Raw genomic sequence first — 11,104 nt, 5'->3', positions numbered from 1 at the left:
TGCCTACCTACGACGCCATCGGCCTGTGGGCGCCCATCCTGCTCGTCGCTGCACGAGTGGTGCAGGGCCTCGCCGCGGGCGGCGAATTCGGCAGCGCCGCGGCGTTCCTCGCAGAGTACTCGCCCAGGAAGCACCGCGGTTTCGGTGTCAGCTGGCTTGAGTTCGGAAGCCTCCTTGGCTTCCTGGCGGCGTCGCTGGTGGTCTTCGTCCTGACCAGCGTCATGGACGCTCAAACCATTGCCGACGGCGGCTGGCGGATTCCCTTCCTGATCGCGGTTCCCATGGGCGTCATCGGGTTCTACATCCGTTCCAAGATCGAAGATACTCCCGAATTCCGCTCACTCGAGCAGCTGGACAACGTCCCGCAGAGCCCGGTCAAAGAGGTGTTCACCCGGCACTGGAAGCAGCTCCTGCAGATGAGCGGCCTGGAAATCATGATGCACGTGACCTTCTACGTGGTGCTCGTCTACCTCCTGACCTACCAGGAAAAGGTCCTGGGGTTCGACGCCGGAACGGCCGCCCTGCTCTCCACCGCCGCGTCCGTGGCCGGGCTCATCCTCGTACCGCTGGTGGGCGCGCTTTCTGACCGGATCGGCAGAAAGCCACTACTGATCGCCGCGGCCATTTCCCTGGTGGTGCTGGCATACCCGCTGTTCCTGATCATGCACTCCGGCACGTCCTGGGCGGGCATCGTCAGCACCGTCGGCCTGGGCAGCATTCTGGCCCTTATTCTCGGCGTCCACGCGGCTGCGGCAGCGGAACTCTTCCCAACCCGGACGCGGCAGACCGGCCTCTCGGTCGCCTACAGCATCACCGCGGCCATCTTTGCCGGCACCGTGCCGTACGTCCTGACGTGGCTTATCGCCCAGACCGGCAACGAAATGATGCCTGCGTTCTACCTCATTCTCGTTGGCCTGGTGGGGCTGGCTGCCGTGCTCAGCATGAAGGAAAGCAAAGGCAAGGACCTTCTCGGAGAAGAAGACATCCACACGGCACCCCGCCAAGCCGCGCCGGCCGCCAACGCGCATATTCGTCACTGACACAACCTGACATCACTCAGTAGCCCGGGATCAGAAATCTGAACCCGGGCTACGGCCGTGTCCCGCGCCTCACGAGCCAGGCTCGCCGGCGGCGAGCCGCACCAGCGCCCGCTCGACCAGATGACGCTGCCGCGAACCTGTAACGGCATCCGGATCCAGCATGGCGGTCACGTGCAGGCCCATCATGATGTTCAGCAGCTCATCGGCAACCGCGTCCGGATCGGCCAACGGTTCGCATTCGCCGTCGTGCTCTGCCTGGGCGAGGAAACCCATAACCAGGCCACGCCAGTGCAGCAGCGCGTCCCGCCCGACCGCGCGCAGCGCGTCCTCCGTTTGCGCGCGCTGCCAGAAGGAGACCGCCACGCGGGCTTCGACCACGGTGAGGGGATCCGCCGGAATGATTTCCAGGCAGAGGCTGCGCAGCGCCGAAAGACCCCGGCGGCCGGCTGTGCCCGCGGCGATCCGTTCGTTGGTCCGCTCGCAGATCAGTTCGTACGAGGCCAGCAGCAGGGCGTCCTTGCTGGGGAAATAATGGGCAAGCACGCCCGGTGCCGCGTACCCGCATTCCCGCGCAATGTCCCGCATGCTGGCATTCTCGATGCCCTGCCCTGCGATCAACCGCCACGTGGTCTCGATGATGGAACGGCGCCGTTCCTGGTGATCGACCAAGCGGGGCATGCTGCTCCTTCGTTCGCGGCGGTTCATGGCTGGGACCGTCAGCACCCTACCACCGCGGGGACGCGCCTGCGCGTCCCCGCGGTGTGGACGGGCGTCAGTGCCTGCTGGTTCAGTACGCGCAGTTCAGTGCGCGCAGTGGCCCGGACCGGAATGCACGACGGCGGTGCCTCCCGGGGCGGAATTCGCGCCTTCGTTTCCTGTACCGCAGTGGCCGGCAGCCGACGGCGGCACGTTCAGTGTTGGATTCTCGTCGAAGAAGCCGTGCGGCTTCAGGGTGAAACCGGTGGTGTCCACAGGCATGATGGGCCAGTCCTCCGGGCGGGGGAAGTGGGTCAATCCGAACGAGTGCCACACCACGAGGTCCTGGCCGTCGATGTCGCGGTCCTGTGCCACGTAGGCGGGCAGCCCTGCGCCGCCAGGGTGTTGGTTGACGAAGTCCCCGGCCGCGTAAAGCTCCTCCTCCGCGTGCCGGGTGACCCAGAGGTGGTGCCGGGCGAAGGCGGCCCGCGAGGCGATCGAGGAATCATCCGCCATGGCCAGGGTGGGGTTGCCTTCCGGGTAGAGCGTGTAGCCCACCGGGTTGCCGAGGTGGTTCAGTGAGCCCGGGTTGCTGATGTGCCACACGCGGCCTTTGGCACCATCGGCGTCGCGCACGGCAACAGACTCGCGGGAAAGCAGGGTGCGCTTCTGGGTGAAGGCATTGCCGTGCGGGTTGCCCGGGCCCTTCGGCAGGCGCACGAGGTCCAGTTCCTCAACACGGTTCGCGTCGCCGTCGACCATCATGTCCAGCCGGGCGCTGAAGAGGTGCTGGTGATACGGAGCGCCAAGGCCCGGTGCGATCTCCGACGCGTAGGCGTATTCCTTGTCCGGGAGCGCTGCCGTGAACACGATGCCCGTTGCCTTCGCTTCGAACTCGATGGTGCCATCCAGGTAGAGGTACCAGTAGAAGCCGTAGTCGTAGTTGCCCACGGTGGTGAAGAAGGAGACCACCAGGCGGCGGTTGCGGCGAACCTCGTTGGAGCCGGCCCACTCATCCGTGTGTTTCCAAAGGATTCCTGCGTCTTCCTCGTGGATGCAGATGCCGTTCTCGATGGTGCGCGGGTTACCGAAGTCATCGGCCACCACGGGGGACATGTAGGTGATGTCGCCCAGGCAGTCGCAGCCGAGCTTGAGTGAGTTCGCATCGCGGCCCACGAGGTATTCGCCGGAGTCGAAGTAGTTCTGCCAGCTCCTGTAGGGCGAGGGGTCGCCATACGGGACCACCATCTCGGAGATGGATGCGCGGTGGACTACGGGGCGCCTCCGTCCCTTGTGCGAGTGGTGGAGCTGGTGCAGCACCAGCCCTTCGCGGGCATCGAAGCCTACGCGCAGGTCCCAGCCGGCCCAGGAGAGGTGGTTCCCTTCGAGGGTGAAACTCGGGCCCTCGGGCTGCGTGATCTCAATCGGCCTCAGGTCCGTGCGCAGCTCGCCGTGGATCGCGGGGTCGTTGTAATTGCCATGGACCTCCGGGACCGGGACTGGGCCGTCGTCGATCAGGTGGTTGACCCGCCGGTTTTCTACATCGACGAAGGCCACCAGGCCGTCGATCGGATGGGCCCACGGGTGGTCTGCCGGGTGGTCCTGGCGGAATCCCAAACCGCGCAGCAGCCGCTTGCCTTCCTCATTTCCATACTCGAAGACGCCTGCTGACAGGGGGGCGACGCGCACCTGTGCCGGGGTCAGGCCACGGGCTGCAAGGGCCGCGTTCCACTGGGGGTCCTCGGCAAGAATGTCCTCGATGAGCCCGAATTCCTCCAGGAGGACGGGCAGTTGGCCGTCGACGGCGGGATTCAGTTCGCGCCGCTCAAGGACCCTGCCGGTGGTCAGGGAAAGACGGACATCGAGGGAACGTGACTGGGCGGCGTCCCAGAGCATGGCCCGGACCAGGCGGACGGCATCGATGGCGTCTCCCTCCAGAGCTGACTTCGGCGGGTCAATCAGGCCGACGTATGCGAAGCGGGTGGTGTCGGCCACGAGACCGGCCTCCGCCAAGATCCGGCGGGCCTCGTGGATTTCCTGGGCCGTGAGCTGCTCTAGCGGGTGCTGCGTCGGCGTGGCCTGCGCCGTCGGGGCCAAGGGGGTCGTCTGAAGGGTCATGGCACTTCCTGAAGTCGAATTTTGATGGTACAACTGTTCAACCAACGCTTTGATGTTACCCACCTCACAAGCCCGGCGTAAAGCCCATGACCCGCGGCACGCCGGCAGCCAGGAGAACCATGGACCAGCGAACCCGCCCGCGTCTTGGGCGCCTCCCGAGCGCCCTCATTCCAGCCGCCGTTGTCGGTGCCGCCGCTGCGGGGAGTGCCATCGCCCACGTGGTGGCGGCCGCCAGCGGTCCTGCGGGACTGATGGCCTGGTGGATGGCTGCCATGGGTGCCGCCTGCCTGGCCTGCGCTGCACCGATGGTGGGCGGCCGGCTCTGCGCCGGGCGTGCTGCCGGGCACCTGTTGGCGATGACTGCGGCCATGATCCTCATCCATCTGGTGTTGCTGATGGCGCCCGGCGCCGCGGGCCATCACGGCGATGGCGGCCCCGCATCATTGCCGGGCCATGAGCCAGCCATGCTCACCCTCATAGCCGTTGAACTGCTGTGCCTCATGAGCGCTTCAGCGGCTCTCCGCCTGACCCGGGGCAAGCCGCCCGCAACTATCGGCAGCGCAGTCCGTGCCGCCGTCGACCATTAACACCCACCCACTGTTCCGACCCCGAAAACCCAACCCCCAGGAGCAACTATGGACAGCACTTCCGCCACACTTTCCCTTGACTGGCACGGCCGGGCGAACGCCCTTGCCATCGACGGCAGGGCCTTCATCGACGGCCGCCGCACAACCGCGGGCGGGCAATTTTCCCGCCCTACCACCAGCCCCATCGATGGCCGCGTCCTCGCTGAGCTGGCTGCGTGTGGACCCGCCGACGTCGATCGCGCGGTGGCCGCCGCGCGGCGCGCCTTCCCGTCCTGGTCCCGCATGGGTGCCGAAGGGCGAAAGGGGTTGCTGCTGGCACTGGCCGCGCTGATGGAACGGCATGCCGACGAACTGGCCCTCCTCGAGACGCTGGACAGCGGGAAGCCAATCCTGCAGGCCACCACCGTGGATGTGCCCGGCGCCATTTCCACGCTGCGCTGGTATGCGGAGGCGGCGGACAAGCAGGGCGGGGAACTGCCTGCCGTGCCACCCGGGGCCACCGCGCTGGTGACGCGCGAGCCGCTGGGCGTGGTGGCCGCCATTGTGCCGTGGAACTTCCCGCTCGAAATCGCGGTCTGGAAGCTGGCGCCGGCACTCGCCGCCGGAAATACCCTGGTGCTCAAGCCGGCCGAGCAGACGTCCCTCAGCGTGCTGCGCCTCGCCGAACTGGCAGCTGAAGCCGGGCTGCCGGACGGAGTCCTGAACATCGTCACCGGCACGGGCCGGGAAGTGGGCGCGGCGCTGGCGCACCACATGGACGTCGACGCTTTGGCGTTCACCGGCTCCACAGGCGTCTCGCGAACCCTGATGGAGGCCTCCGGCCGCAGCAATCTCAAGCGGCTCAGCCTCGAGGCCGGCGGCAAGAGTTCCAACATCGTCTTTGCGGACACAGCCGACCTCGCCGCGGCCGCAGCGAAGGCAGCCTTCGGCGCCTTCTACAACCAGGGGCAGGTCTGCTCTGCCAACTCGCGGATCCTCGTCCAGCGGGAGGTCCATGACGACTTCGCTGCGTTGCTGGCCGACGCCGCGGCTGCCTTTCGGCCGGAAGATCCACTCGCAGGCCTGGCGGGCAACGGTGCGCTGATCAGCAGCGCGCACACTGACGACGTCGAACGCTGGATCGTGCGCGGCCGCACCGACGGTGAGGTGCTTTTCGGAGGTGAGCGGCGCGAGATCATGGGCTCTGATGCCTATCTGGAGCCCACGCTGTTGGGTGGCCTTGGGGCCGGGCACGATGTCCACCGCGACGAGATCTTCGGGCCCGTGGCTGTGTTGCACGCCTTCGACACGGAGGACGAGGCGGTGCGGTTGGCGAACGCCACAGACTACGGATTGGCGGCCTCTTTGTGGACCTCGAACCTGTCCCGGGCGCACCGGGTGGCGGGGGAGTTGCTCGCCGGAACAGTCTCCGTGAACACTGTGGACGCACTGGGCAACACCACGCCGTTCGGGGGCTTCAAGCAGTCCGGATTCGGCCGCGATCTGTCCCTGCACGCCTTCGATAACTACACGGCGCCAAAGACCACGTGGATCCAGTTCGGCTGAGGAAGTGCATCGGGAAAGGCGATGATATGCATCGTGATTCTTTAGTTTACGTGATGCACTTCACACGCCTACGCTGCAAACATCCCTCCACCGTCATATTTAAGCAGTAGCAAAGGACCGATCATGGATCAGCCAATAGCCTCAACAACGCGCCTTGCCCAGGAGCAAAGCCAGCATCTGCAGAAATCCCTCGGCCGCTTCGACATCCTGTTGCTGGTGGTCGCGGCCGTCATCTCGGTCGAGGTCCTGGGCCAGGTCTCCGGGTTTGGCGGGGAAACCTTCACCTGGACCCTCATCCTGGCCGTCACGTTCATGGTTCCCTACGGCCTGATCTTCGCCGAGACCGGCGGCGCATTCACCGAAGAAGGTGGCGTGTACGTCTGGACCAAGATGGCCTTCGGCCGCGTTGTCGCCGCCATCACATCGCTGTTCACGTGGGTAACGCAGCCTGTCTGGGTGGGCGGCGCCATGGCGTTCGTGGCAGTGGAAACGTGGTCCGAATACGTGGGCCATGTGGAAGCAGGCAGCGTCAGCGACTACATCTTCAAGCTGGTCTTCATCTGGATCACCGTGACCTCAGCCATCGTCAGCCTGAAACACGGCAAATGGCTGCCCTCGCTCGGAGCCATCCTGAAGGTCGCATTCCTGACCTTCTTCATTATCGTCACCATGGTCTATGGGCTGCAGCACGGTTTCAACGGGCTCGAACTCGGCTTCTTCTCACCCACTTTGGCCGGCTTCCTTGGCGTCACCCCGCTGCTGCTTTTCTCGTTCCTTGGCTTCGAGTCCGGCAACAGCGCCGCGGGGGAGATGAAGAACCCGGCCAAGGATGTTCCCATCTCGGTCGCCCGCTCCTCCATGATCGCCGCCGCGAGCTACCTCCTGCCGATCCTGGCCATCCTGCTGGTAGTGCCGCTCGACCAGATCACGGGCATTGGCGGGCTGTTCGGCGCGGTGGCCACCGTCTACACGGTGTTCGGCCCGACCGCTGAGGTCATGCTGGCCATCTCAGCGGTGATCTTCTGCTTCGTCCTTGTGTCGCAAGGCGCAGCATGGATGATCATCAGCGACCGCATGCAAGCCATGGCAGCCGCCGACGGCTCCTTCTTCGGAGGCTTCTTCGGCCGCTTCCACCCCAAACTGGGCACGCCGATCCGCGTCAACACGCTCTCCGGGGTGGTGGCCACGCTGTTCATGCTCGCGGCCATGCAGCTCAGCGGGACCAGCAGTGCGTTGTTTGGGGTGGTGCTGACCATCGCCATCTCAACCTTCCTGCTCAGCTACCTCTTTGCCATCCCGGCCGCAGTCCGGCTAAGGAGCAAGTACCCCCTGGCCGACAGGCCCTTCAAGGTTCCCGTCACGGACGCCGGTTTCCGCATTTTGGGTGCCATTTGCTTCGTGTGGATCCTGATCGGCTCGTGGGTGGCAATCTTCCCGGGAACACTCGAGGTCCTCTTTGGCCTGGAGTACGACTTCGAGGCAACCTGGGGCGTCTCGCAGTTCACCTTCGAAGCCTTCGCGCTCGGCACGCTCAGCTGCATCCTGGCCCTGGGACTCGTTGGTTATGCCCGCGGCAAGAAGGTGCGCGACGCTGTGGCGCCCGTGGATGCGACCGCTGAGCTGGTCAACGACTGAGTTCTTAGAGCGTACGACGGCGGCGGGTCACCCTGGGTTCTCATGGAACTTTGGGTGGTCCGCAGACCGTTGGCCAGCGAGACAGTTGGGACCCAAGACAGTCTGTGTCTTGGCGCTATTCCGTCCGCCGGGCCTCGTCCCGGGCCATAAGTCGACAGCGTCTCGTCGAGGTGGCGCACTGAAACCCTCAACCGTCCGTCGGAGGGCTTGTACAGCAGGATCGAGCTTCTGGGCTTTGGCCTGTTCAAGACCATGCCGGCGAGCAGTCGCTCATTCGGTCGCTGAGCAGGAGCTGGCCGCCTCGGCGAGGAGCTTACATCCGCGCGAATTTGGTCTTCACCATCAGGTAGAGCCCGTAACAGATCAGACCGGCGCCCACGGCGGTCAGCATGTAAACCCCGTACGGCTGCTCGCGCAGCGCCCTTAGCCCGCCATCCAAGCCGGTGGACTCCCGAGGGTTGGCGTTGACGGTGGAAATGATGAACAGCAATCCCACCAGAAACAGTGCGACGCCCTCGGCTATATAGCCGACCACTCCCAGCCCCGTCACGACGGACCGTGCGGTGCCCGAGGGTGGCAACCGCAGTTCCTTCTTGAACGATCCTTTGACGCCGAGGGCCACGAAGACAAGGCCGGCGATGGCGATCGCGGCCCCGACGGCGATCAGCAGGAACGCACCCCCGGGCGCTTTGATGATGGCGACCGTGAAATCGCTGGTGGACTGTCCACTGGTCTGGCTGTTTCCGCTGGCGGAGGCAGCAAACGTCAGTGCGATGACAGCGAACACCACCGCCTTGCCGGCTGCGGAAAGCTTCTTTCCCACCTTCTTCCTGGCCTCCAGCTGACCGTAATCGAACACGGCGTTGCTGGTTTGCCAGAGGGCCAGAGCAACGCAGGCGGCGAATCCGGCCCACAGCAGCAGCAGACCCTGCGGCTGGGCGGCGAGTTGGGCGACTGCACCTGCCTGATCCGCCGGTCCCGACTGTCCGGCCTTGCCTAGTGCTAACTGGATGGCGACGAAGCCGACCAGAAGGTGCAACAGGCCGGAGACAGCAAAACCTGCCCTGGCGGCAATCACGAGAGCCCTCGAGTTCGATGCATCCTCGACCGCGTTCGCGGCGTCCTTCAGCTCTCTCTTCATTTCCGGTCCTTAGCGGAAGCGCAAACGCAGGTACGGTGTGCGTAACGCCTATTTTGTCACGGGAGTCCACCCACAGACAGGCGTGGTCGGAACCAGCGAAGACGGCATCCGCGGGAACCTGTTCGGTCAGGAGGCCGTCGCTGAAGTGAGCGTGTCAGATCAGCTGTTTCCGGGATCGACGAGGCTGTGCTCGTTCTCGTCCTGCGCAGGGGCATCCTTGAGTCCCGCAGGTGACAGATCCATGTCCTCCGCTTCGGCGGCAGGTTCGTTCTCCTCAGCGTCCTTGTCCGCAGCCCCACTTTCCGGTTCCGGTCCTTTAGTCATCGCTCGTGATTCGGACGCCCCATATGTGTCCGCGGCGGGATTTCCAGCCTTGCCAATGGTTTTTTCTTTACCGGCGGCTGTATCGGTGTTTTCTGCGGCGGGGACGGGATTCTCTGTCATGAAGTGACCTTCATCTTTCCGGTGGAGTAATAATTTGGTCGTGTGCTGCTTACGATGGCGGTGTGACGTGGGCGGTCTCGCACGCCTCGGAGGACAGGAATGACCCGCACAACTGGCCTCTGACCCAACGGAGCCCGAGGCTCCTTCCAGTCTATTCTTCGGAGGGCGGCCGTGATCCGGTTTTCCTCTTCGGCAATCACGGAAGCTTGAGAACAGGCCCGCACCTAAGGGGAAGGGTCGGTGCCCGCCGTCCGCATCGTTAACTGCGAGACGGCGGGGGCATCCGGGCTGGCGGAGTTAATTTGCGCCGTCGGAAGGCCCTACGGCCAGCCGCTCAATGTAGGCGACGGATGCCTCTATGCCCATCGCGAGGCCCGAAGCAACCCGATCAGGGGTGCTGCTCGAGGCGACGGCCTGGTGAAGGTGAGGCTGCCTGTCCTCGGTTGTATTCCACAGCGGTTCTGGTGAGCCGGCGTCGATGGCGGAACCGAAGACCAAGGCGTCGAGCATCGCAATAATCCCGACATGTTGCCTTCCAGGAACCCCAGCTTCGACCAGGATCGCGGCCAGCGTCTCGTAGATGGCAAGCGTCGGGACGTCGTCGACGATCCGGCCGATCAGGATGGGAATCGCGGCCGGATACTGGGCGACCGCCTCGCGGTAGGAACGCACCCACGACTCGATACGTGACTGCCAGGGCGAACGTCCGGGCTGCAACGAAGCAAGGTCAATGTTCTTGTAGAACCTCTCCCGCAGCGCGTTGATGATCTCGTCCCTCCCACCACTTAGGTGGTGATACAGGGAAGAGGGGTTCACGCCCAGGTGCCTGCCGATGCCAAGAATGGTGAAGTCGTGCTGGGTATTGATGAGTTCCAGGGCTGCATCCAGGATGATGTCGCGGGAAAGCAGTTGGGTTCGGGGCCTGGCCATGTACCGAGTATTGCAGCCCCCAAGCCGCTGAAGGGCAGGAGCGGTGCCTTGCCGGGCGGTTAGGCGTAATTACCAAACATCATTTGGTTTAATGTGACCCGCGGCATAGTATGTTGGCAACTTTCGTTGCATCAGGAAAAACACACTTGCAGCACCCCGTTGCACTGAAGTCCCTGTCCTCGGCGCCCGTGCGCAAAGAGAACCCCTCCCTCCGAAGGAACGTCATGACGAATAACTTGTCCGAGACCGGCAGTCCTGCCACCCGTCTCATCGAGGCCCGTTCGATCGACTGGGTCCCGGAAAACGAACGCCACGGGAAACTGTGGCACCAGGGGCCGTTGTGGTTCTTGGGGAATTTCCAGTACTTCTCCATCCCCATCGGGTTCATTGGCCCCTCCATGGAGCTCTCACTGGGATGGACCATCGTGGCGAGCATCCTCGGAATAGCGGTCGGTACGATCTTCATGGCCTTTCACGCCTCTCAAGGACCGACCATGGGTTTGCCGCAACTGATTCAGTCAAGGGCACAGTTCGGATACCGCGGAGTGGTTGTCCCGCTTTTGGCGACGCTGTTTACCTATTTGGCGTTCAATGTGGCCGACACAGTGCTGCTCAGTGAAGGACTTGGAAGCTCATTTGGGTGGAACCCGACCACTATCGCCGTCCTGGCTACCGTCGCCGGAGCGGGATTGGCGATCTTCGGCCATGACTGGCTCCACAAGGCGTTCCGTATCCTGCTCTACGTCTCGCTGCCCGTCATGACCGTCCTGACCGTAGGCGTTATCAGCGGAGCTGCCGGCGGAGCGTGGGATGCGACGCAGTACGGCTTCACCTGGCAGGCGTTCATGGCCCAGTTTGCTGCCTGCGCGGCCTACAACATCACCTATGCACCGTACGTTTCCGACTATTCGCGCTACCTGCCCACGAGCACTCCTGCCCGTTCGGTCATTGCTGCGGTGTTCATTGGC

General features: G+C 64.3%; 10 protein-coding genes. 5 read left to right on the top strand and 5 right to left on the bottom strand.

From position 1 onward, the window contains the following. Positions 1–1,040 (top strand): MFS transporter (locus AC3A3W_RS19220; protein WP_487444673.1); only part of this gene is annotated, 1,040 nt, incomplete at its 5' end. A gap of 69 nt (positions 1,041–1,109) precedes the next feature. Here the strand turns inward: AC3A3W_RS19220 and AC3A3W_RS19215 are convergent. Next, positions 1,110–1,718, bottom strand: a complete 609-nt coding sequence (locus AC3A3W_RS19215) for a TetR/AcrR family transcriptional regulator (RefSeq protein WP_487444672.1) — start codon at positions 1,716–1,718, stop codon at positions 1,110–1,112. Between the two features lie 123 nt (positions 1,719–1,841). Then, positions 1,842–3,854: a primary-amine oxidase gene (locus AC3A3W_RS19210; RefSeq protein WP_487444670.1), complete on the bottom strand. Its 2,013-nt coding sequence runs from the start codon at positions 3,852–3,854 to the stop codon at positions 1,842–1,844. Positions 3,855–3,973: 119 nt separating this feature from the next. On the opposite strand from AC3A3W_RS19210, the gene AC3A3W_RS19205 reads away from it, so the two are divergent. From AC3A3W_RS19205 to AC3A3W_RS19195, 3 genes are all read left to right on the top strand, one after another. Next, positions 3,974–4,441 carry a hypothetical protein gene (locus AC3A3W_RS19205; protein WP_487444668.1) on the top strand — a complete coding sequence of 156 codons (468 nt, stop codon included), beginning with the start codon at positions 3,974–3,976 and terminating at the stop codon, positions 4,439–4,441. A gap of 48 nt (positions 4,442–4,489) precedes the next feature. Further along, complete coding sequence (locus tag AC3A3W_RS19200; protein ID WP_487444667.1) at positions 4,490–5,986, top strand: aldehyde dehydrogenase family protein; 1,497 nt, start codon at positions 4,490–4,492, stop codon at positions 5,984–5,986. 123 nt (positions 5,987–6,109) lie between these two features. Continuing rightward, positions 6,110–7,621, top strand: a complete 1,512-nt coding sequence (locus AC3A3W_RS19195; RefSeq protein ID WP_487444665.1) for an APC family permease — start codon at positions 6,110–6,112, stop codon at positions 7,619–7,621. Positions 7,622–7,934: 313 nt separating this feature from the next. Here AC3A3W_RS19195 and AC3A3W_RS19190 read toward each other — a convergent pair whose 3' ends face one another. The 3 genes from AC3A3W_RS19190 to AC3A3W_RS19180 form a co-directional block, all read right to left on the bottom strand. After that, positions 7,935–8,762 carry a DUF1206 domain-containing protein gene (locus AC3A3W_RS19190; protein ID WP_487444663.1) on the bottom strand — a complete coding sequence of 276 codons (828 nt, stop codon included), beginning with the start codon at positions 8,760–8,762 and terminating at the stop codon, positions 7,935–7,937. Between the two features lie 159 nt (positions 8,763–8,921). Beyond that, positions 8,922–9,206, bottom strand: a complete 285-nt coding sequence (locus tag AC3A3W_RS19185; protein WP_487444661.1) for a hypothetical protein — start codon at positions 9,204–9,206, stop codon at positions 8,922–8,924. Between the two features lie 297 nt (positions 9,207–9,503). Beyond that, the gene (locus AC3A3W_RS19180; protein WP_487444659.1) at positions 9,504–10,136 is read right to left on the bottom strand and encodes a TetR/AcrR family transcriptional regulator; all 633 of its coding nucleotides are present in this window, start codon (positions 10,134–10,136) and stop codon (positions 9,504–9,506) included. A 224-nt stretch (positions 10,137–10,360) separates the two neighbouring features. Between AC3A3W_RS19180 and AC3A3W_RS19175 the strand changes: the two genes are divergently transcribed. Continuing rightward, on the top strand, positions 10,361–11,104 hold a 744-nt coding region (locus AC3A3W_RS19175), incomplete at its 3' end, for a purine-cytosine permease family protein (protein ID WP_487444657.1).

The organism is Arthrobacter sp. Soil_N43 (genome assembly GCF_057655195.1).
This window is presented reverse-complemented; position numbering and strand designations above follow the sequence as displayed.

What these genes read in the sequence shown, in the direction of transcription:
- AC3A3W_RS19215 (WP_487444672.1), bottom strand. Translation starts at nt 1,718, where the DNA reads ATGCCCCGCTTGGTCGATCACCAGGAACGGCGCCGTTCCATCATCGAG.
- AC3A3W_RS19210 (WP_487444670.1), bottom strand. Translation starts at nt 3,854, where the DNA reads ATGACCCTTCAGACGACCCCCTTGGCCCCGACGGCGCAGGCCACGCCG.
- AC3A3W_RS19205 (WP_487444668.1), top strand. Translation starts at nt 3,974, where the DNA reads ATGGACCAGCGAACCCGCCCGCGTCTTGGGCGCCTCCCGAGCGCCCTC.
- AC3A3W_RS19200 (WP_487444667.1), top strand. Translation starts at nt 4,490, where the DNA reads ATGGACAGCACTTCCGCCACACTTTCCCTTGACTGGCACGGCCGGGCG.
- AC3A3W_RS19195 (WP_487444665.1), top strand. Translation starts at nt 6,110, where the DNA reads ATGGATCAGCCAATAGCCTCAACAACGCGCCTTGCCCAGGAGCAAAGC.
- AC3A3W_RS19190 (WP_487444663.1), bottom strand. Translation starts at nt 8,762, where the DNA reads ATGAAGAGAGAGCTGAAGGACGCCGCGAACGCGGTCGAGGATGCATCG.
- AC3A3W_RS19185 (WP_487444661.1), bottom strand. Translation starts at nt 9,206, where the DNA reads ATGACAGAGAATCCCGTCCCCGCCGCAGAAAACACCGATACAGCCGCC.
- AC3A3W_RS19180 (WP_487444659.1), bottom strand. Translation starts at nt 10,136, where the DNA reads ATGGCCAGGCCCCGAACCCAACTGCTTTCCCGCGACATCATCCTGGAT.